Here is a 22,114-nt window from a genome sequence, read left to right as displayed (position 1 = left end):
TCCAATTTCCCGTAACAAGTGAAAGGATTAAAAAGAATAATAGAATGGGAATTATAATAGCCAAACTTATTTTTTGATGTTTATTCACGATACCATCCCTTTCTAATTAACTTTTTCCTAATACCCATTTACTCTTTTTAAACATGGTGAAAGCGATAGTGAAGCAGATAACAATAAATACGCTTGAGCTAGCAACCACATAAATAGCACTTGTCGGTTCATAAATTCCATAGATGAGTTGTTTGATTAAAGCATAGATGTTCATAACAGGTATTAAGAAGTGTTTTGTCTGCAATTCATTAACGGAAACACCAATTAATAAAAAGTACGGAATCATCATCAACAGCATAATTGGACTGACATAATTTTGAGCTTCCTTCATGGTGTTCGCTAGAAGACTGAAAATCATTTGAATGCTTGCGATTAAAAGTGAGAAGAAAATGAGTCCAACACCAAGACTAGTAATAAAGAACAAGGCATTATCAGAAATATTTAAGGCCTTTGCCATTTTATCTGTAAAGAATGTAACAGCAGTGACAAAAGTAATAACAGAGAATAATCCACTCATAATACCGAGACTTGAAATGGTTAGCCATTTTCCAACGATAAGATGCAAGCGGTTAACTGGAGTCATGATCAAGGCTTCCATTGTTTTTCGCTCTTTTTCACCTGCGAATAAATCGTTCGCTACTGATAATTGACCAAAAAGTACGGCAAAAATGATGATCATTTGAGAGAAAATAGAGATCATGTAGATGGATCCATCATCGTTTCCACTTATACTTTGAAAAGCTACAGTAAACGGATTAAGGATGGATAAATCCAAACCTTTTTCTGTTAACGCTTGAGCAGCGACTGCTTGTTTTTTTCCTTCGAAAAGATTTAACAACATGTCAATCGTTGCTGATCCTTTCATACTGGCTTCATCTGCATGAAGTATTATACTTGGTTCGTTGCTAACTGCTTTAGCATAAAGTTCTTCATTTGCTTCAATAGCAACAATAGCTTTTCCGTCCTTGACAGTTGAAATCGGGTCCTTCACATAGGAAACTTGCAAGTGATCGATTTCCTTTAACCATTCTCCCACTTGTGCATCTGCACCTTCATTGACAGCCACTTTAATCGTTTCTTTTTTCTCTGCTAAAAATACTTGATCCATAAACATAACGAGTCCAATATTAAATAGTACAGGAAATAATACACTTAACAAAATCGTTTTGCGGTCACGTAAAGCATCAATCATTTCTTTCAAATAAATATGCCAAATCATTATTTGCCACCCCTAACTAATCGAGACATGAAAATATAGTTCAAATCTTCGCTTTCTTCTTCTTTGTAAAGTTGCGCTACTGTACCTTCATAAACAAGTTCCCCTTTATGAATCATAATGACGGATTCACAAAGCTCTTTTACTTCCTCCATAATATGACTCGAGAAAATGATCGTTTTCCCTTCTCTCTTTAACTGACGGATCAGTTCACGAAACATGTTAGCGGAAGTAATATCTAATCCTGTCGTCGGTTCATCAAGAAGGATGACATCGGGATTATGAAGAAGGGTTCTTGCTATCGTTACCTTTTGACGCATTCCTTTTGAAAAACCACCAACTTTTCGGTTTAAGTAATCCTTCATCCCAAACCTTACCGCGAGTTGCTCAATTCGATTTTTCGTTTCATGTTTACTTAATCCATAAAGCTTGGCAAAATAGGATAAATTCTCATATGCTGTGAGACGATCATATAAACCCGTTTCACTTCCGAATAAAACGCCGATTGATTTTTTCACTAACATGGGTTGTTTATGGATATCGATTCCATCGATGAGAATTGTTCCAGATGTAGGCTCAAGGATGGATGCAATCATGCGAAGCATCGTTGTTTTTCCTGCGCCATTTTCTCCTAGTAAACCAATGACTTCCCCTTTATTTATTTTAAAAGAAACATTATTTACAGCATGTATAGTCGTCTTTTTATCGGTAAAGCTTCTCGAAAGATGATTGACTTCAATCATTCTGATTCCTCCTTGCTCGTTCTGATAGATTTATCATACTGTGTATCGTTAGTGGTGACTGCGATGATGTCGTAAAACTTCCTTCTGATGTCGTGAAAATGACTATTTTATGATTAAACATGGTAAAATGGTAACAAATGGACACGGAGTGAAGGGAATGCTGAAGGTAGGTTTAGTGGATGACTCGAAATATGATTTGGAAAAATTACTGATATCCCTCGGTAATCAGGAGGACATTGATGTTGTATTTTCAACAAATGATCCGGAAGAGGCATATGACCTTATTAAAAAAAGCGAAATTGACTTATTAATTACAGATATCGAAATGCCCAAGCTTTCTGGATACGAGCTTGCGGATTTAATCAATAGCTATGCACTGGATGTTAAGATCATGTTCGTCACTGGACACAGCGGGTATGCTGTGCATGCGTTTGAACTAAATGTGTTGGACTATATCATGAAGCCTTATTCGAAAGAGCGTTTGTTAAGGGGAATAGCAAGGCTTGAACAGAAAAAGGAAGTCGTTCAAGATAAATCAAAGCTTGTCTTAAAAACGAAAACGGATATTCACTTTATAGAAAAGAAGAATATTATTTTCATAGAAAGAACAGGCAGGTCGACGACAATTTTAACAAAGGATGGAGAATTTACCACCTATTTGACGTTAAATGAGTTGGAGGAGGAGCTAACTAATCGGAGTTTTTTACGATCTCACAGAGGATTTATTATAAATATTCACTTTGTTAAGCATTTTTCATTGTTTGCCAAGAATTCTTATACGGTAAGCTTTCACCATACAAATCGAACAGCAATTGTAACGAAAGCGAATTTAGATAAATTACAGAGTAATTATTTTTAAAGGAGTATGAGTGTGAATTTTCGAGTAAGTTTAATGATTTTTTTACATATTATTGGATATTTTCTATTTGCATACGGGGAAAGTCTGCCTAATATGGTGATCCCGATTATATTGTCTGTTATTCATTTCAAAAGTCTTAAAGGCAAATGGCATCTATTTCAAAAAGTAGACAGTGCATATGGATGGAAGCTTACTATTCAAATTTTATTATTAGTCGGTTTGGCCAATTCTGATTTCATTTTGCCGAAATTGGCTTGTTTAATTAGCTTTCACATCATTGATTATTTAGCCATCAAACAGATTGAAAAAACGATTCAGGATAATGAATTAATGGCAAAATTAGAATTAGAGCGTAATGTACAGAATGAAGTATTTAGGAAGATTAGGGCGGAGCGGCATGACTTTTTAAAACATATGAATATTGTCCATCATCTTCTAGAAGAAAATAAAATAGTTGAGTTAAAGAGTTATTTTGAACAATTATTAGCTGATTATGGAAAAACCAATGCTTCGATAAAAGGGGAGGAAGGGCATATAGCCGCGATACTTCACGATTATCAGAGGTTAGCCATGGAAAACTCGATCAAGATACAATATGATCTACAAATTCCAGTTTCGCAAATTCCACTGAAATTAACAGATCAAAGTAAACTAGTAGCTAATCTGCTATCCAACAGCATTGAAGCGGCAAGAGAATTCCAACGTAAAGGTGAACAAGCCGCCATTCACTTACAATCAAGTCTTTATGGTGGAATCTACATTTTAGAAATTTCCAATCACACTTTGCCACTTCCGAACGAGCTAGTGGATAAACTATTTAAGACCTTCCAATATAGTTCAAAAGGAGATGGCCACGAGGGATTAGGTACGTATATAATTGCGAGTTTAGTTGAAAAATATCATGGTAAACTTACATATCGATACGATGGTTCACAATTATATATTAAGATAAAATTGCCTGTTGTTTCAGAGTTTGTAGTGGAGTCCAGGACGTCTTAATAAAGGAAGACCTATGTGTGGGCATAGGTCTTTTCGTTGTTGAATATTAGTTTTGGTGTTAAGGAATATTATTGCATTAAGGACGTTTATGTAAGGCAAATGCCTTCTTCAAGCGAAGGGTTACCCTTTATGAAAAGACATTTTCATGGATACCTAGTCTGTATTTGTCGTTCTTGGCCTTTATGAAAGACATTTTCACAGTAGACTGGTGTGATTTTGTCGTTCATAGTCCTTATGAACGACATTTTCAATGAACACTGGTATTTTTTTGTCGTTCATAGTCCTTATGAACGACATTTTCAATGAACAATGGTATTTTTATGTCGTTCATGGACCTTATGAACGACATTTTCAATGAACACTGGTGTTTTTTTGTCGTTCAAAGCCCTCATGAACGACATTTTCAATGAACACTAGTATGTTTTTGCCGTTCAGAGCCTTTTGAAAACATCACCCCATGAGGAATTTTGTTATATTATCTCGTAAACCGATTAGCATAGCTTGACGCTACAAATGCATTCGGTTTTATTTTTGGTTCAACACCCATGGATTCCATTCTTGCGACCATTTCCTTCACGAACTCACTCGTTTTATTTCGTTTACCTGCTCCAATATCGATATGCCCTTCCATCGTAAAGGTGGCACCTTGATAAAGATAAGGCAAGACGATATCGATTAGTTGGTTTTTTCGTTCTTCCGTAAACATGGAAACAGTCTGTTCAGTTAAAGATAATTCTTTAGAAATTCGTTCGTGCAGATGCAACATTTTTCTTGGAATAATGACCTTCTGTATACATGCCCAAACACCTTTTCCAGCGTTTTGGATGACAATTCCTGTAATAAAAACCGTTTGCCTTTTATGAACTTGGGAATCCGTCCCGACCATGAGGCGATAATGGCCACTTGGATTAAGTTTCATAAACTTTTTGATCCGTTCAAAAACTTGCTCGAAAGACATATTCGTTTCTTGGAGATTTTGAAATGAATCGTTCATACGATTCCACCACATCTTTCCTTTTAGCGAATGATTAGCTGTATACCCTATTCTATGGAAACGGTGTAATAGTCGTGCAAAGGATCAATAACTCAAAAAATAATTTACTTGAAAAATCCAATCTATTACTATACTATTTAATTTAATGTAACTACATATTGAAAAATATTAACGAAATTACAACTACATATAGTGTTTGCCCACGAGTTAGGATGCCATTAGGCTTAAAAGGGAATTTGGTGTGAATCCAAAACTGCCCCCGCAACTGTAAATGCAGACGAAATGAGATAAACCACTGTATAAGCGCGCTTATAAAAATAGGTACTTATATGGGAAGGGCTCAAAGTAGGAAGATGCATAAGTCAGGAGACCTGTCTAAACTCACGATGTTTCACTTCTTCGGGGATTGAGAAGATGAAACGGTGGCGACAAGAGGACAGCTATGCCTTTTATGGCCTCCTTTTGGTGTTATCGTTTCATCCGCTCAGTTCCCTTGAGCGGATTTTTTATATTCTCATGGAAAATATAAAATTTTCGCACTATAGACAACTCAATTATTAAAAGTTTTCTACGTTCAGCGCAAGAGTCCTAGCCCCGACGTACAGGATGTACTAGTGTCGACAATGCGACAGGACGTCGGTTTTGTCGACCTCAAGGTCAAATGGCGCCCAAAAGATGAGGTTAAAGAGCAAACCTCTTCTTTGGGACGGCATTTGCTTGTCGGGGCTGATCAAGGCGCTTACGCATTTGTTAATTTTAAGGAGGAAAAAAATGACGACGTCAACAGAACTCGATTATGTCTTAGAATCAATCCATCAAACTGCAAACAAATACAATATCAATACAGATGATCTCATTCAAAAAATCAAATCTCAAAATTTATCAGAACAAGAGTCTAATCATCAGGCATTATTATACGCACTTAATTATATTGCTATGGACAAACCAAATTGGACATTCGTCGCGGCAAGATTGTATCTTAATGAATTGTACTCCAAGGCGGCACAAAATCGTGGCTATGAGCAAGCCCTAAAGTATGGCGATTTTCATCACCTCATCCAAGTTTTAACGGAAAAAGGGATCTATTCTCCTGATCTACTTGAATCTTATACAAAAGCTGAAATCACTGAACTGAGTAAAGAAATCAACCAGGAACGGGATTATCTCTTTAATTACATAGGTTTATTCTTACTTGCGGATCGTTACTTAGCCAAGGATCACGATCGAAATCATTATGAGCTACCACAGGAACGATTTATGATTATCGCCATGACGATGATGAAAAACGAGCATCCTGCTAAGCGTCTACATCTCATTAAAGAAGCTTATTGGGCATTAAGCAACCTCTATATGACAGTTGCCACGCCAACCTTATCCAACGCTGGAAAAAACTTTGGTCAGTTATCCTCCTGTTTTATCGACACTGTCGATGACTCACTTGACGGCATATATTTAAACAATTGGGATATTGCTAGACTGAGCAAAGACGGTGGCGGGATCGGTATCTATTTCGGGAAAGTGCGTGCACTAGGATCTGATATAAAGAAATTCAAAGGGAATTCGTCGGGAGTTGTCCCGTGGATCAGACTCATCAATGACACCGCCGTCAGTGTTGACCAGCTCGGCCAGAGGCAAGGGGCTGTTGCTGTTTACCTCGACCTTTTTCACAAAGATATCATGAACGGATTTCTCGATCTCAAGACCAATAATGGTGATGAACGTAGGAAAGCACACGACATTTTCACAGGCGTCACCATTCCAGACCTTTTTATGAAAAAAATCCAAGAGGTTGATGAAAGCGGAAGAAGTACTGGCCAGTGGTACACGTTTTGTCCGCACCAGGTCAAACAAATAATGGGCTGGAAAGACGAGCAAGGGAATCCATTAGGATTAGAGGATTTCTACGATGAAGTCGACAAGAAATTTTTCACTGAAAAATACGAGGAAGCAGTTCAAAATCCATTGCTTCCACGGAAGTCATACCGCGCCATGGATATTATGGCACGAATCATGGTGGCGCAGTTAGAAACAGGGACACCATACATGTTCTATCGGGACGAAGTGAACCGACAAAATCCCAATAAGCATTTACTAGGTGCAGGAAGAACGGCTATCTTCTGTAGCAATTTATGTACGGAGATAACTCAGAATATGTCGGCTACGACCATCGTGAAAGAATATCGCGACGAAGATGGGAACATCGTGATCGTAAGGAAACCAGGCGATTTCGTTGTGTGCAATCTCTCATCTATTAATCTTGCAAAAGCGGTACCAGCCGAAGTAATGGAGCGGTTGGTACGGATTCAAGTGAGAATGCTTGATAATGTGATTGATTTAAATACGATTTCTGTGGGACAAGCACAGGTGACTAATAAAAAATTTAGAGCGATCGGACTTGGAACTTTCGGTTGGCATCATTTGCTTGCCCTTAAGAAAATCCACTGGGAAACAAATGAAGCAGTGGATTATGCTGACAAGATTTACGAAGATATTGCTTATTATACGATCCAAGCTTCGATGGAGCTGGCAAAGGAAAAGGGTGCATATAGCCAGTTTCATGGATCAGAATGGGAAACGGGCGAATATTTTGATCGGAAAAATTACGATTGTGAACGTTGGCAGAAGTTAAAAGAGAAAGTATCTCATAATGGGATTCGTAATGGTTGGCTTATGGCTATCGCTCCGAACTCATCAACGGCAAAAATCGGGGGATCAACGGATGGAATTGATCCATTATATTCGGTTGAATTCGCTGAAGAAAAGAAGAATTTCAAGTTTAAAGTGACAGCACCTGATTTGGATCATTTGACTTACGAGTATTATCGCCGCGCCAGACATGACTTAGATCAAGTATGGAGTATTAAACAGAATGCCGCTCGCCAGCGTCACATTGATCAGTCGATTAGCTTTAACCTTTACGTACGTCATGATATTAAAGCAAAGGACTTATTAAATCTGCATCTCGAATCTTGGAGGCAGGGGCTAAAAACAACCTACTATGTGAGAAGCACCTCCCAAGCAGAAATCGAAGAATGTGAAGCGTGTCATAGTTAATTTTTCAAGGAGGTATGTGAAATGGACATTCACAATCCATTATCAAAAATAAAATTACTTAACCCTGAATATCCAAATAAATCAACAGGCATTATTAATGGACAATCCTCTGGACTCTTGAATTGGAATGATATCGCCTATCCCCAGATGTATGATCTGTATCAAGCATTGCTTTCAAACTTTTGGAAAGCACAAGAGATTAATATGCAGGATGATCTGAAGCAATGGGATTATCTCAGTTCAGTAGAGCAGGATGTTTTTTTACGGATTAATACGCAGCTAGCGTCTCTGGATAGCCTGCAAACACCGACGATGTTTCAGGTGATGGACTATGTAACTGATTCTAGCTTTAAGGCTATCTTTGCTGTCATATCCCAACAAGAGGCTGTTCACAATGAATCGTATTCCTATATTTTGAGTTCTCTCGTGCCATTAAGTGAACAGAACAAACGATTTGATGAGGCGAAAAATGACCCCATCGTTCGTAAACGAAATGCACTAATATTAGATGCTTACGAAAATTTCCGTCAAGATCCAACACCACAAAATCTATTTAAACTAGGGGTAAATTCTATTAATCTGGAAGGAATTTATTTTTACGCGGGATTTGCCTTTTTCTATCATCTTGCCCGCCAGCAAAAAATGCTCAAGACGAGTACGATGATTAGCTATATACAGAGAGATGAAATGCAGCATGCCTACTTCATCGCCCAATTTATTCGCATTCTATTAACAGAGAACCCTGAATTAAATTCGGACGAAAATATTTACTATATTTATAAGACAATTGATCAAGCGGTCGAACTTGAAAAGGAATGGGCACGCTTTATCTTAAAGGATATCGAAGGAATCCAGTTGGAAGAATTCGAAGGCTATGTTGAATATTTAGCTAACAAGCGCTTACGCCAGCTAGGCCTACAAAATCTTTATATAGCCAGGGACAACCCGATGCCATGGATCCACGTCTTTAGCGATGAAATGCTCAACGAAACCAAATCAGATTTCTTCGAGCAAAAATCAAGAACTTATTCAAAAGTAACACAGTCCAATGGGTTCGATGAGTTATAGGATCGCTATCGTTTATACATCCATAACGGGGAATACAAAGGAATTAGTGGACATTTTGGGGGATTTGTTTTTAGTGCGGGATGTTGAGCTTAGGGTTATGCAGGCTCATGAGATTAGGTTAAACAAGTTGAATGAATACGATGCCATAGTCATTGGAAGTTATACGTGGGGGAATGGGGAAATTCCTCCCGAAATGCTACCTTTATATAGAGCATTTGAAGAACAAGAGGTTAAGAGTGTTATTACTGGAATAGTCGGAACAGGTGATCAATTCTACCCCTACTTTTGTGGAGCAGTGGATGAATTTCGCGATATGCTCTACGTCCATACGGGGTTGGCCGCTACATTGAAGGTTGAGCTTGCACCACAGGCAGAAGATAAGGTGCGGTGTCAGAGTTTCGTAGAGGTGTTGCTGAATAGGTTGGAAGAGAGGACTCTCGGATAGACGCAGTTTACTCCCGTATAGATACAAAATACTCACGTTGAAGCAGTTTCTATATAAAAAAATGACAAATTTAAAAACATTTAAGGAGTGGATTAAATGAATGACGATAAAAGAGGATTGACTCTTGTGTTTACAGGTGATGGAAAAGGGAAGACAACGGCAGCGACTGGATTAGCTGTTCGGGCATTAGGGCATGGTCTTAGAGTAAAAATGCTTCAGTTTATTAAATCACCTAAACGTTCTTATGGTGAAAAAAGCTCGCTAGAAAAATTAGGTGCCCAAATCGTGCAGCTTGGTGAAGGATTTACATGGACAAAAACTCCGGAAATACACCGAAATGCACTAGCTAAGGCATGGGCTGTGGCTAAAGAAACCGTTATGTCTGGGAAGTATGACGTAGTGATACTAGATGAATTAAATAATGCATTAGCGATTGATTCCTTTCCCATTGATGATGTGCTCCCATTACAGGAGGTTCTTGATCTGATTAAAGGAAAGCCAGAACATGTTCATCTTGTCATTACGGGTAGAAGTGCTATGCAAGAAGTAAAAAATGCTGCCGATTTAGTGTCCGTCATTGATGTTGAAAAACATTATTATGATGAAGGGATTGACGCTGTTCGAGGTATTGAGTATTAGGAGGTAACCATATGACATCAAATCGTCTTGTCGTGGCTGGTGTATCGAGTGGAGCGGGAAAGACTAGTATAACTATCGGACTCATGGCAGCCTTTAAACAAAAAGGCATAACTGTTCAAGGGTTTAAATGCGGTCCTGATTATATCGATCCAACTTTCCATACAGCTGTAACAAAGCGTCCTTCAAGAAATCTGGATAGCTGGATGCTTTCAGAGGAGGTTGTAAAAGAGGTTTTTCATAGAGGTAGTCAGGATGCAGATATTTCAATTATCGAGGGAGTTATGGGCTTCTATGACGGGAAGTCACCTCTTTCGAACAAAGGCTCGACCGCAGAAATAAGTATTTTACTAGATTGTCCAACCATTCTTGTGGTGGATTGCTCCAAAATGGCACGTAGTGCTGCCGCAATTGTGAAAGGTTTTCAAGCATTAGAGCCACGTGCAAAAATCGCTGGAGTCATTGCCAACAAAGTAGGGAGTCTAGGACATTATCAAATAATAAAAGAGGCTGTCGAGCAAGAATGTGGAATCCCGGTGTGTGGGTATCTTTTAAAAGATAGTCGTATTGAAATGCCAGAGCGACATCTTGGACTCGTTCCTGCTATTGAACGTGGTGAATTAGACGAGAATTTAAATCAGCTAGGAAAGCTAGTAAGCGAAACGTTCGATTTAAATCAAATTTTTCAACTTAGTAAGCAAACGCCTTTAAACATAAATATAAGCAACTCCTTATTTAAACAAAGAATTCCTATGGATGTAAAGGTAGCGGTTGCCAAAGATGAAGCATTTCATTTTTACTACCAAGAAAACCTTGATCTGATTGAATCCTTTGGAGGGGAAATCGTTTATTTTTCTCCATTAAAAGGAGAAAAGCTCCCGGAAGATGCTGATGGACTTTATATTGGTGGGGGTTTCCCAGAGCTATTTGCTGACAAATTATCTGTACAAGTGGAAGCAAAGCGATCCATCTATTCTAAGATTATGGACGGCCTACCCACATTAGCGGAATGTGGTGGATTTATGTTTTTAACTGAAACGATTGAAACCATTGAAAGGGATCAATACCCGATGGTTGGTGTTATTCCAGGTGTTACGAAAATGCAGGATCGGTTAGCGGCAATTGGCTACCGAGAAATATCAGAGCTAAACGGGAACTATTTATTTAATGAAAATCAATCAGCGCGTGGTCATGAATATCACTACTCAACCTATCATCCAAGTAACGAGCATGAAAAAGCTTACTATGTTAAAGGCATGTTCGGAGAAGGAGAAGAAGGATTTTTGTATAAAAATGTAATCGCTGGTTACACTCATATTCATTTCGCCTCCTGTCCAAGTGTATTGGAGAATTTTTTACTTAAATGTAAGGAGTGGAAGCACAAATGAGTAACCAACAGGCGATCCCTATTATGGTTCAAGGTACTCATTCGGATGCGGGAAAAAGCATTTTAGTGACAGCTCTTTGCCGAATTTTTGCTCAAGATGGATATGAAACCGCCCCTTTTAAATCGCAAAATATGGCTTTGAATTCTTATGTGACATTAGATGGAAAAGAAATCGGTCGAGCTCAAGGAGTTCAGGCGGAAGCAGCAAAGATAATCGCTACAACGAATATGAATCCGATTTTAATAAAACCGACTCGTGATTATGAAGCACAAGTGGTTGTTCACGGAGTACCGTTGTCAAATATGCAGGCAAAAGCTTATCGATCAGAATTCTATGATTCTGCTAAAAATATTATTGAGCTAGCATATATGGAACTAGCAAGCTCGTATGAACGAATTGTGATCGAGGGGGCTGGAAGTCCTGCAGAAGTGAATTTAAATGATCGTGAGCTTGTTAATATGAGCGTGGCAAGAATGGCAGATGCTCCTGTCCTATTAGTTGGTGATATTGATAAAGGCGGCGTGTTTGCAAGTCTAGTCGGAACACTTCAACTCCTATCAGAAGAGGATCGAAATCGAGTAATAGGTGTTGTTATAAATAAATTTCGCGGGGATCTATCGTTATTGGAGCCAGGGTTAAGTTGGTTTGAAGAGTACACCGGGAAACCGATTCTAGGTGTTATTCCATTTTTAGAGGATTTGCAAATCGATGCTGAGGATTCATTAAGCTTGACGAAATACAGTACAGCTAAAAATGAACATAAAGACATTGATATTGCAGTCATCCACTATCCAAAAATCTCTAATTTCACAGACATTGATCCTTTATGTCATGAAATCGATTGTCATGTTCGATTCGTAAATCTTCCCGAAGAACTCGGCCAGCCAGACCTGATTGTTTTACCTGGAAGTAAAAGTACGATAGAAGATCTTACTTACATAAAGCAAAGAGGGCTTGATATAGCAATCATAAATGCACATTTGAATGGGAGTGCAATATTTGGTATTTGTGGTGGATATCAAATGTTAGGAGAGACGATTAAGGACCCTTATCAGGTTGAATCGAGCGCTAAAGAAGCCCAAGGATTGTCATTACTCTCAATAGAAACAATTCTTGCCCAAACAAAAACAACGATTCGATCAAATGGAGAGGTGGAAATTGCAGGAGAATCTCTAAAAGTTTCAGGTTATGAAATCCATATGGGCCAGTCCATTTCTGATACGTCATTGCCGTCTTTTATTAAACTGAGTGACCGCTCAGAAGGTAGCAAGAATGAAGAAGAGATGCTATTTGGAACGTATTTTCATGGAATATTTCATAACGATGGATTCAGATCTCATTTCCTAAATCTTATAAGAAAAGAGAAGAATCTCCTTCCGCTGGACAACAGGCCTTTATTTCAAGATCGTCAAGAACATGAATTTAATCGATTGGCAGATCATGTCCGAGGAGCCATTAATATACCAAATTTATATAAAAAGATTGAACAGTTTACGAAGAGAAAGTAGGACTAAAGCCATGACGGGAATAAAAACGCATGAATGGATACAATCGATTCCAAAGCTTAGCCAAAGTCATATAGAAGAAACAAAAAAGTATGTAGACGGATTAACAAAGCCAATTGGAAGTCTAGGGAAATTGGAAGACATTGCTGGACTGCTGTCAGGAATCACATTAGAAAAATTTCCAAAGGTTTCTCCGCCTGGTGTACTTGTTTTTGCTGGTGACCATGGAGTGGTCGAGGAAGGAGTATCCGTTTATCCAAAGGAAGTTACGGCACAAATGGTCTACAACTTCTTAAATGGTGGCGCTGCAATTAATGTGTTTGCCAGACAAATTGGTGCTCATTTTATGATTGTTGATGTTGGTGTGGCATGTGACTTGGAACATGATCAATTAGTTTCAAGAAAGGTGGGATGTGGAACAAGAAATTTTTTGAAAGAAGATGCGATGACAGAAGAACAAGCTCGTAAGGCGATCCTTGTTGGAATGGAAGCAGCCGGGACCATGATTGACAAAGGGGCAAAGACCTTGATTTTAGGGGAAATGGGGATCGGCAATACGACAGCTGCTAGTGCGATTGTGTCAGTGATAACCGGTTGTTCTGTTGAACAAGTGGTGGGTTCTGGCACAGGTATATCGGACGAATCGAAACTACATAAGCAACAGGTGATTAGAAATGCCATTCTCGAACGTCAGCCAAATGCAGATGATGCATTAGATATAGTGAAGAAGCTTGGCGGATTTGAAATTGCCGCAATGGCAGGAGCTATGCTGAAAGGGGCGGAGTTGAGAATACCAATCATTATAGATGGCTTCATTTGTACAGCTGCTGCATTAATCGCTTGCGTCTTTCAGTCAAATGTGAAGGAATATCTATTTGCAAGTCATTTATCGAAAGAACAAGGACATAAGGAAGCACTACAATTTTTAGAAAAGAAGCCGTTATTTGATTTGCAGCTTCGATTGGGCGAAGGAACAGGGGCAGCACTTGCTTACCCAATCATAGAGGCAGCTACTCGAATGCTTTCAGAGATGGCTACTTTTGAATCAGCAGGGATTTCTAAGGGATAGGAAATTTACTAGATTAATGTTTAATAATAAAAGGAGTGTTCAATTTGACAACAAGTAAGAAAAAATGGAGATTATTTCATTTCATCCTAATTTTAATGATGGCTTTCTTAGTAGGCTGTGGAGAATCGAATGATAAGGCACAAGATCAAGGAAGCTCTTCAAAGGTTGTAAAAGAACAAGAATCTGCGAATAAAACAGCATTTCCAGTTACGGTTGTGGATGGAACAGGTAAAGAGGTTATTATTGAGTCGGAACCGAAAACCATTGTTTCGCTCGTTCCAAGTAATACGGAAATGACGTTTGCACTAGGACAGGGAGATAAAGTGATAGGAGTGTCGGATTACTGTAACTATCCTGAAGCGGTTCAGTCGATAGAAAAAGTTGGCGCGCAAGATATGAATGTGGAAAAAATATTAACGTTGAAACCTGACTTAGCCCTTGTTACACCTTTTCATTATCAAAACCATCCAGATATTTTACAACAATTTAAGGATGCGGGTATTGACGTCATTGTTGTTGGTGAGGCGCTATCATTCAAAGATACTTACGACAACCTAAGATTAATAGGGAAAGTAACAGGTTCCACAGAGGCTGAAGGTATTATTACAGATATGGATAAGCGATTAGCAGAGGTCAAAGAAAAAGCGAAAGCGGTAAAAGAGAAAAAGCGTGTATGGGTAGAAGTTTCTCCTGCACCAGACATTTATACGACTGGAAAAAATACGTTTATGCATGAAATGCTAGAGTCTATTAATGCAATCAATGTAGCTGGCGATCAAGAAGGATGGGTCAAGCTAACAGAAGAAGAAATCGTCGCCTTAAATCCTGAAGTGATTATTACGACATACGGATATTATGTGAAAAATCCAGCTGAGGGTGTTTTGAGTCGCGAAGGTTGGAAAGAAGTCCCTGCCATTCAATCAAAGCAAGTATTTGATGTGGATAATGATACAGTTACTAGACCAGGACCACGTTTAATTGATGGAGTTGAGACACTTGGTAAGCTCATTTATCCGGAAATCTTTAATCAATAAAATTGCTGGGATGTATATCATTAGTGGAGGGTTTATACTTTGTATAACCCTTCTTGGTTTATTTGTCAGTAGTGTTCCTTTTCCTGTCTTAACCATTTTGGATGTGCTTATTACAAAGATGACAGGAGTCTCTCTTATTGAGGGAGACATTGAAAAGAATATCGAGTTAATTATTTGGGAGATTCGATTTCCTCGTGTATTACTCGCTTTTTTTGTCGGGGCGTCTTTATCGATTGCAGGAGCAGCTTTCCAAGGGCTACTTAGAAACCCACTTGCTGATCCCTACACAATTGGCGTGTCCTCAGGTGCTGCACTTGGTGCCGTAGTTGTTCTCTATTTTCAAATTACTTTAGCGATGTTAGGGAGTTTCACATTACCTTTTGTCGCTATTATTTGTGGGTTTTTGACGATGTTTCTTGTCTTTGCGGTTACCCATTTTTCGAATCGAAAGCTTGCGATTGAAACGATTATTTTAGCAGGTATGATTGTCTCTTCTTTTATTAGTGCCATCATTTCTCTCATTATTGCTTTAAGTTCGCGTGAAGATATTCGACAAATTTTGTATTGGTTAATGGGAAGCATTGGGATGAGAGGGTGGAGCCATGTTAAACTCATCATTCCTTTCTTTATTGTAGGGGCACTTATGCTGTTATCACGATCGCGTGATTTAAATGCTCTAGCGTTAGGCGAAGAATCGGCAGAACACTTAGGGGTAAATGTTCATCGAGGAAAGCTGTTTATATTAATTGGAGCTTCCTTATTAACGGGTGCATCTGTGGCAGTGTCTGGATCGATTGGTTTTGTAGGCCTTGTAATTCCCCACTTTATTAGGCTATTAGTTGGACCAAATCATAAGCATGTTTTACCGTTATCAATGCTAACTGGTGGAGGCTTTTTGATTTTAGCTGATCTTATTTCAAGAACAATCATTGCACCTAAAGAGCTTCCAATTGGGGTGATTACTGCACTTATTGGTGCTCCTATTTTTGCCGTATTGTTAATCCGTGAACGATTAGGAAGGAGGTAAAGTTGTGATTGAAATTAGAGGACTTTCTGGGGGATATCAAAAGGAAATCATTATAGAAGAGGTAAATCTAGATATACTTGAGGGTGATTTTTTCGCACTTATTGGTCCAAACGGTAGTGGTAAATCGACCTTTTTCAAGCTTGTGACAGGAATTCTCCCTCAAGAAAGTGGAACGGTTGAAGTGTGCGGTCGATCCATATATGACTACTCTGCGAAGGAAAAAGCGCAGTTGATGGCCGTACTTTCCCAAGATTCTTACGTAGAGTTTGATTTTACCGTTGAAGAAATTGTGATGCTTGGTCGTTATCCTCATCAAACAGGATTTATAAAGTATGAGACGCGTAGGGATCGAGAAATTGTTGGAAATGTTATGAGGCAAACAAATATTGAGCATTACCGCTTCCATCGTTTTAAAGCTTTAAGTGGTGGGGAAAAGCAGCGTGTATTATTAGCAAAAGCACTAGCGCAAGAACCGAGAGTTCTTTTTCTCGATGAGCCAACGAATCATCTCGATATTAAACATACAGTTGAAATGCTTCATCATCTTAAACTGCATCAAAAGGAAAAGCAAATGACCATTATTGCCATTCTTCATGATTTAAATACTGCCGCATTATTTGCCGATAGAATCGGGGTTCTTCATAATGGACGGCTAGTGGAGACGGGGGGGATTTCTACATTGAAAAATGAGAGCTTGCTAGAGCTTGTGTATGAGGTGGATATTAAGCAGCAGTCTCATCCGATTATGGCTAGTCCGCAAGTAATGGCTTCACCACCAAGCACTAAAGACGGTCAAGCATTTCCCTATGAGTTTGAACTGCATCAGAATAATCATTTGATTCATCTTTCCTTTACTAAGTCTTTACGGACACTTTCGAATAGTGTCATTGGAGAAGGATTTCAGTGGGTAAGGAATTTTTGTAATTTTCATGTTGATAAAACTTATAACTGCTCTGACCCTATCACAGATATGGTGAATTGGTTAAGGGATGCATCCATATCAGAGTATGACACCGTCGGAATGATGACGGCAGTTAATCTAAATGACTATGTGCTAGTAAAAGAATCTGGGTCAGGGTTTAATGTCATGGCAGTTGTCACAGCAGGAGTGGGAAATGCAGTGGACATTACGAAAGCAGCTGTGTTAGGAGAAAGGAAGATAGGTACGGTTAATATCATGGTATTTTTGAATGGTAACTTAACAGACGGCGCTTTCGTCAATGCTATCCAATCAGCTACAGAGGCGAAAACAAAGGCGTTGGCTGATTTAAAGGTTTTGGACGGGGCGACCAATACGATTGCTACAGGAACATCCACGGATAGTATCGTAATCGCTTCCACCCAAACTGGTGATGCAACTCCTTATGCTGGATCTGGAACGGTCATTGGCAGGGCAATTGGAACTAGCGTCTATAAAGCAGTATTTGAATCGATTCAAGCTTATGAAATTCGGAGAACACAAAGTAATGAGTTGGTTTGAAACACATACATATATTATTTTAGCAGCGATCGTTCTTGATTTTCTAATTGGGGATCCTCGATGGTTTCCGCATCCCGTTATTTTAATCGGTAAAGGAATTTCTTTTTTGGAGAAAAGGTGGAATAAAGGTTCTAATCGAAAGATAATGGGTATTTTTCTCACCATAACGATTGTCAGTATGGCAACAATGATTGTCTTTGGTTTATTAGTAGTGGCGAATCAAATCCATTCTTGGCTAGCTATTTGCTTGGAAATCTATTTTGTGTCATCGACGATAGCGATCAAAGGACTCCAACAGGCGGGAAAAGAAGTTCATGAACCTTTAGTTAAAAAGAATATGAGCGAAGCGCGAAGAAAATTAAGTTATATTGTAGGTCGGGATACAGATAATCTTTCTGAAAAAGAAGTCATACGTGGTACGGTAGAAACGATTGCTGAAAATACAGTGGATGGGATTATTTCCCCTTTGTTTTGGGCGTTAATCGGCGGTGCACCGCTTGCGATGGCTTATCGAGCCATCAATACACTTGACTCGATGGTTGGATATAAAAATGAACGTTTTCTCCAATTCGGTTGGGCGTCCGCTCGACTGGATGATGTTGTGAATTACTTGCCAGCTCGTTTGACTGCCTTATTTATGTGGATTTTCACCATTTTTCACCCGAAATTAAATAGTATGAATGCTCTTTCTGTCACAATAAGAGATGCAAAAAAACATCCTAGTCCGAATAGCGGTTGGCCTGAAGCGATGGTAGCAGGTCTTCTTGGCATTCTGCTTGGTGGAAGAAATACGTATCAAGGGGTAGAGTCCCTCCGAAAAGAAATGGGCGATCCATTAAGGGACTTGCAAATAAAGGATATTCATCGAGTAATTCTCATTATGCACGGTGCATGGATCATGTTTGTTCTCATTAGTTTATGGTTAACACGGTTTATTTAGGAGGAAGACGAATATGAAGTGGCCAGCACATGGCGGACAGCCTAGAAAAATGATGGAAACAATCGGAGTTAGTGAACGGATTAAGGTGTATGATTTTAGTGCAAATATAAATCCGTTTGGTCCACCGAAGGAGCTTCAAGAATATTACATTCAGGCTTACGAAGCACTTGTTTCCTATCCTGACCCTGATTACGAAGAAGCGCATAGGGCAATTGCTGAATATGATCAAGTGAAACGGGAGCAGGTTCTTCTTACAAACGGTGGAGCAGAAGCGATTTTTCTAGTGGCACAATATTTTATGGGGAAAAGGGCATTGATTATTCATCCGACATTTTCGGAGTATGAGCGTGCTTGTCTGGCCCACCAAGTGGATGTCAAACATCTCATGCTCGACAAGAATTTTCTTTTTCCGATAGAGGACATAGTAAGGGCAATGGCAGATGTGGATGTTGTTTTTTTGTGTAATCCGAATAATCCAACCGGAACTCTACTTTCGATGATGGACATCGAATTTCTATTAATGAAAGGAATGGAAACAAACACAACGGTTGTCGTGGATGAGGCGTTTGTTCATTTCCTGCCTTCTGACTATGAATCTGTACATATATTGATTGGGAAACATCCAAATCTGATTGTTCTGCGCTCGTTAACCAAGATGTTCGCGATTCCTAGCCTACGTGCTGGGTATGTGATTAGCAGGGAGCCATTGGTTCAACAATTGAGGAAGTTTCAAATTCCGTGGAGTGTCAATGGAGTAGTTGCTTCTCTTTTACCAATGCTGTTATCTAATACTTCTTTTCTGGAAAAAACAAAGAAGTGGCTACAACAGGAATTAGTTGAATTAAAAACAACACTGGCAGAGCTTAGATTTGAGTATTCTCCTACAATGGTGAATTTTTATTTATTAAGAGATAAAGATAGACCAGATGATACAAATGAACTTTTTCACTTTCTAATAGCAAACGGAATTGTACCCCGCCATACGCATAATTTTATGGGTCTTAATGGGCAATATCTTCGGTTAGCTGTTCGTTCGACTTTTGAAAATGAATATCTTATTCAAACTTTAATCAAGTGGAGAGAACAAAAATGATTACATTCATTTCAGGTGGTGCACGGTCGGGAAAAAGTAGTTGGGCAGAACGAATGGCCTTTCAAAAGTATATGGAAGGTGAAAAAGGACGTCTTTATTATCTGGCAACAGGGGTACGCACCGATCATGAAATGGAAGACCGCATTTTACGTCATCAACAGGAGAGAGGGAATGAATGGCATACCCTAGAAGCTCCTATCTATATTGGAGATGCTTTACGATCATTGGAAAACGAGAGTGTTGTTTTACTAGATTGTCTAACAATATGGTTGAGTAATATGATGTACAGTCAGAAAGTAGACATGGTGAAAATACTTGAAAATGCGAAAGATTGGCTTACACTTGCTAAACAAAAAAGCGTACACATCTATATTGTTTCAAATGATGTAAATGAAGGAATTCCTTTAAACGATGATGAGGTCTATCGTTATATTTTCGCTTTAGAACATTTGCATCGGCTAATAATCAGGGAGGCTCGCGAAGTTTATCAGGTAGTAGCAGGTATTCCTGAAAAGTGGAAGGGGTGAGAAAGTGAAGTCTTTCTTTTATGGTGTGATTTTAGCACTTCAGTTTTTAACAAGAATACCAGTACCAATGAATGTTCCGTGGGAGAAGTCTGTCATTAAAGGAGCTTTAAAGTCTTTTAGTATTGTAGGACTTGTCATTGGTGGGGTGCTTGCAATCTCTTATGATTTGATGTCTGGGAGTTTACCAGAATGGATGATTGCCCTTGCAGTTCTTTCGCTCTGGGTCTTTCTTACGGGGGGATTACATCTTGATGGATTAATGGATGTTGCGGATGCTATTGGATCCAATGCATCAGTGGATAAAAAGCTAGCAATCATGAAGGATCCTCAAGTTGGAAGTTTTGCAGTTATTTCGTTTGTTTTTTACATCCTATGGAAGCTTGCTCTTATTTATGGGCTACTAGTAGAAACAAGCATATCTTCTAGCTTGGTTATTTCTACACTTATGATTATCCCTTCTTGTAGTCGTTTAACAGCACTTATTCTATTATTTTCTCTACCTACTTTGAAGAAAGAAGGACTCGCTTACACGTGGAAGGCCCATTTAAGTAAAGGGGATGTAGCTGTTGCAGTCTTACCGCTATTAATATATCTCGTATTTCTTCCTAAATTCACTTTTTTATTGTTTGCTTATTTATTCTACTTTTTCATCGTAAGGTCATGGATAAAGAAGACATTCAATGGTCTTAATGGTGATCTATTAGGAGCAACCATTGAGGGAGGAGAATTATGGGGACTACTCGTTTTGTGGATTTATTTCTCATACGGCATGGGGTAACGAAGTGGAATTTAGAAAAACGATATTTAGGGCATACGGATCAAGAATTGGATTCTGAAAAGCTAGCGGAACTTGAACCTATTAAAGCATTTTTTTATGGGATGAAAATTGATCTTGTTTATGCGAGTGATCTGCAACGCTGTGTAAAGACTTTTCACTATTTATACCCAAATAGAATTACTTGTCTTGATAATCGCCTTCGAGAAATTTATTTTGGGGAGTGGGAAGGATGTACTCACCAACAATTAGAGAGTAATGTTTATTACCAAGCTTGGTTAGAAAATTGGGAGAAGGTAGAACCACCGAACGGGGAAGGGTATCCTCACTTTGCAGTGAGAGTATTGGCTTTTCTCCATGACCTTTTTCATGGCATAGAAATGGTTCAAGATGTAAGGAAGGTTGCTTTAGTTACGCATGGTGGAGTCATTCGAAGAATCATGACGCATTTCTTACCAACACTTAATTTTAATGAGACAGGGATTAATCATGGGCGAGGGATTCAATTAACATTGCAGCATAATGGAGGTGACTGGACATGCAGCTCGTGGTCGGAGGTGCCTTTTCTGGAAAAAGGCGACTCATCCGTGACAGATACGATCATCTAATTTGGCATTCTGCGTATCAACAAGCTGAACTAGTCCATTGGCAAGAAAAAGTTTTCGATAAAATGGTTTTAGTGATCGAAGGCTGGGAGCTTTGGATTAAGGAAATGTGGTTTCAGGTAGGAGAAATAGATACAGTAAGAGCATATTTTGAGGCAGAGATTCGTAAAATTTGTAAGGTCGAAAGGCAACACGAGTATCAAGTAATTTTCGTGATGCTAGAAATGGGCCGTGGGATCGTACCGATGGAGAAGAATGACCGAGTCTGGCGAGATCTTTGCGGTTGGATCTTACAATATGCGGCCCAACAAGCAGAAAAAGTTGATTATTGCTGGCATGGGTTAGCCAAGTCGCTAAAATAGAGAAGGATAGATAAATAATATCGGATGACTAACAGATTACTTGCGGATCGAGGCATTTTACTTGCGGTTGAGAGCAGAATACTTGCGAACAGAACAATTTACTCTCGGAAAGGTTAATTAACTTCCGGCTGCAGATTAAAATGGCAAAATCCTTTCTAATGGATAAAAGTTTTTTCAAAATGCAGTTATCTAGTCCTATGAATATTTGCTGATAAATCGGTATATCTATTCATTCTAATTAATA

At 38.9% G+C, this 22,114-nt stretch carries 21 protein-coding genes and 1 riboswitch; of the genes, 18 read left to right on the top strand and 3 right to left on the bottom strand.

Annotated elements, in window-relative coordinates:
* Window positions 1-106: 106 nt before the first annotated feature.
* Both ACFSO7_RS13240 and ACFSO7_RS13235 read right to left on the bottom strand, forming a co-directional pair.
* Window positions 107-1,270, bottom strand: coding sequence for an ABC transporter permease (locus tag ACFSO7_RS13240; RefSeq protein ID WP_377877800.1), 1,164 nt, complete (start codon window positions 1,268-1,270; stop codon window positions 107-109).
* Window positions 1,270-2,010: an ATP-binding cassette domain-containing protein gene (locus tag ACFSO7_RS13235; protein ID WP_377877799.1), complete on the bottom strand. Its 741-nt coding sequence runs from the start codon at window positions 2,008-2,010 to the stop codon at window positions 1,270-1,272. Before ACFSO7_RS13235 ends, ACFSO7_RS13240 begins: the two co-directional genes overlap by 1 nt.
* A 157-nt stretch (window positions 2,011-2,167) precedes the next feature.
* Between ACFSO7_RS13235 and ACFSO7_RS13230 the strand changes: the two genes are divergently transcribed.
* Together ACFSO7_RS13230 and ACFSO7_RS13225 are read left to right on the top strand one after the other, a co-directional pair.
* On the top strand, window positions 2,168-2,869 hold the full coding sequence (locus tag ACFSO7_RS13230; RefSeq protein WP_377878010.1) for a LytR/AlgR family response regulator transcription factor: 702 nt from the start codon (window positions 2,168-2,170) through the stop codon (window positions 2,867-2,869).
* A 12-nt stretch (window positions 2,870-2,881) separates the two neighbouring features.
* Window positions 2,882-3,868 carry a sensor histidine kinase gene (locus ACFSO7_RS13225; RefSeq protein WP_377877798.1) on the top strand — a complete coding sequence of 329 codons (987 nt, stop codon included), beginning with the start codon at window positions 2,882-2,884 and terminating at the stop codon, window positions 3,866-3,868.
* Window positions 3,869-4,343: 475 nt separating this feature from the next.
* On the opposite strand, the gene ACFSO7_RS13220 is transcribed toward ACFSO7_RS13225, so the two are convergent.
* A complete protein-coding gene (locus ACFSO7_RS13220; protein WP_377877797.1) occupies window positions 4,344-4,862 on the bottom strand; it encodes a ribonuclease H-like YkuK family protein in 519 nt (172 codons plus the stop codon).
* A 193-nt stretch (window positions 4,863-5,055) separates the two neighbouring features.
* Window positions 5,056-5,255, top strand: a riboswitch (cobalamin riboswitch).
* 378 nt (window positions 5,256-5,633) lie between these two features.
* Here ACFSO7_RS13220 and ACFSO7_RS13215 point away from each other — a divergent pair.
* The 16 genes from ACFSO7_RS13215 to ACFSO7_RS13140 all read left to right on the top strand — a co-directional run bounded on the left by ACFSO7_RS13215 (window position 5,634) and on the right by ACFSO7_RS13140 (window position 21,870).
* Window positions 5,634-7,916, top strand: coding sequence for a ribonucleoside-diphosphate reductase subunit alpha (locus tag ACFSO7_RS13215; protein ID WP_377877796.1), 2,283 nt, complete (start codon window positions 5,634-5,636; stop codon window positions 7,914-7,916).
* 21 nt (window positions 7,917-7,937) lie between these two features.
* The gene (locus ACFSO7_RS13210) at window positions 7,938-8,984 is read left to right on the top strand and encodes a ribonucleotide-diphosphate reductase subunit beta (RefSeq protein WP_377877795.1); all 1,047 of its coding nucleotides are present in this window, start codon (window positions 7,938-7,940) and stop codon (window positions 8,982-8,984) included.
* Window positions 8,965-9,429, top strand: coding sequence for a flavodoxin domain-containing protein (locus ACFSO7_RS13205; protein WP_377877794.1), 465 nt, complete (start codon window positions 8,965-8,967; stop codon window positions 9,427-9,429). The genes ACFSO7_RS13210 and ACFSO7_RS13205 overlap by 20 nt, the downstream gene beginning before the upstream one ends.
* 96 nt (window positions 9,430-9,525) lie before the next feature.
* The gene (locus ACFSO7_RS13200) at window positions 9,526-10,068 is read left to right on the top strand and encodes a cob(I)yrinic acid a,c-diamide adenosyltransferase (protein WP_377877793.1); all 543 of its coding nucleotides are present in this window, start codon (window positions 9,526-9,528) and stop codon (window positions 10,066-10,068) included.
* Between the two features lie 11 nt (window positions 10,069-10,079).
* On the top strand, window positions 10,080-11,453 hold the full coding sequence (locus tag ACFSO7_RS13195) for a cobyrinic acid a,c-diamide synthase CobB (RefSeq protein WP_377877792.1): 1,374 nt from the start codon (window positions 10,080-10,082) through the stop codon (window positions 11,451-11,453).
* A complete protein-coding gene (locus ACFSO7_RS13190; RefSeq protein WP_377877791.1) occupies window positions 11,450-12,961 on the top strand; it encodes a cobyric acid synthase in 1,512 nt (503 codons plus the stop codon). The genes ACFSO7_RS13195 and ACFSO7_RS13190 overlap by 4 nt, the downstream gene beginning before the upstream one ends.
* Window positions 12,962-12,971: 10 nt before the next feature.
* A complete protein-coding gene (cobT, locus tag ACFSO7_RS13185) occupies window positions 12,972-14,027 on the top strand; it encodes a nicotinate-nucleotide--dimethylbenzimidazole phosphoribosyltransferase (RefSeq protein ID WP_377877790.1) in 1,056 nt (351 codons plus the stop codon).
* Window positions 14,028-14,122: 95 nt separating this feature from the next.
* On the top strand, window positions 14,123-15,061 hold the full coding sequence (locus tag ACFSO7_RS13180) for an ABC transporter substrate-binding protein (protein ID WP_377878009.1): 939 nt from the start codon (window positions 14,123-14,125) through the stop codon (window positions 15,059-15,061).
* Complete coding sequence (locus ACFSO7_RS13175) at window positions 15,024-16,088, top strand: FecCD family ABC transporter permease (protein ID WP_377877789.1); 1,065 nt, start codon at window positions 15,024-15,026, stop codon at window positions 16,086-16,088. Before ACFSO7_RS13180 ends, ACFSO7_RS13175 begins: the two co-directional genes overlap by 38 nt.
* Before the next feature lie 4 nt (window positions 16,089-16,092).
* Window positions 16,093-17,568 (top strand): adenosylcobinamide amidohydrolase, encoded by a 1,476-nt coding sequence (locus ACFSO7_RS13170; protein ID WP_377877788.1) that lies wholly within the window; start codon window positions 16,093-16,095, stop codon window positions 17,566-17,568.
* Complete coding sequence (cbiB, locus tag ACFSO7_RS13165; protein WP_377877787.1) at window positions 17,555-18,508, top strand: adenosylcobinamide-phosphate synthase CbiB; 954 nt, start codon at window positions 17,555-17,557, stop codon at window positions 18,506-18,508. Before ACFSO7_RS13170 ends, cbiB begins: the two co-directional genes overlap by 14 nt.
* 13 nt (window positions 18,509-18,521) lie before the next feature.
* Window positions 18,522-19,601 (top strand): threonine-phosphate decarboxylase CobD, encoded by a 1,080-nt coding sequence (gene cobD, locus ACFSO7_RS13160; protein ID WP_377877786.1) that lies wholly within the window; start codon window positions 18,522-18,524, stop codon window positions 19,599-19,601.
* The gene (locus tag ACFSO7_RS13155) at window positions 19,598-20,128 is read left to right on the top strand and encodes a bifunctional adenosylcobinamide kinase/adenosylcobinamide-phosphate guanylyltransferase (RefSeq protein WP_377877785.1); all 531 of its coding nucleotides are present in this window, start codon (window positions 19,598-19,600) and stop codon (window positions 20,126-20,128) included. The genes cobD and ACFSO7_RS13155 overlap by 4 nt, the downstream gene beginning before the upstream one ends.
* Window positions 20,129-20,132: 4 nt before the next feature.
* Window positions 20,133-20,906, top strand: coding sequence for an adenosylcobinamide-GDP ribazoletransferase (gene cobS / locus ACFSO7_RS13150; RefSeq protein WP_377877784.1), 774 nt, complete (start codon window positions 20,133-20,135; stop codon window positions 20,904-20,906).
* Window positions 20,858-21,511 carry a histidine phosphatase family protein gene (locus tag ACFSO7_RS13145; protein ID WP_377877783.1) on the top strand — a complete coding sequence of 218 codons (654 nt, stop codon included), beginning with the start codon at window positions 20,858-20,860 and terminating at the stop codon, window positions 21,509-21,511. Before cobS ends, ACFSO7_RS13145 begins: the two co-directional genes overlap by 49 nt.
* Window positions 21,442-21,870 (top strand): bifunctional adenosylcobinamide kinase/adenosylcobinamide-phosphate guanylyltransferase, encoded by a 429-nt coding sequence (locus ACFSO7_RS13140; RefSeq protein WP_377877782.1) that lies wholly within the window; start codon window positions 21,442-21,444, stop codon window positions 21,868-21,870. The genes ACFSO7_RS13145 and ACFSO7_RS13140 overlap by 70 nt, the downstream gene beginning before the upstream one ends.
* The last annotated feature ends 244 nt before the right edge of the window (window positions 21,871-22,114 follow it).

Source organism: Bacillus sp. CGMCC 1.16607 (assembly GCF_042683745.1).
Lineage (GTDB): Bacteria > Bacillota > Bacilli > Bacillales > Cytobacillaceae > Pseudoneobacillus.
Note: the sequence above shows the minus strand (reverse complement) of the source record. Positions and strands in the feature narration are given on the sequence as shown.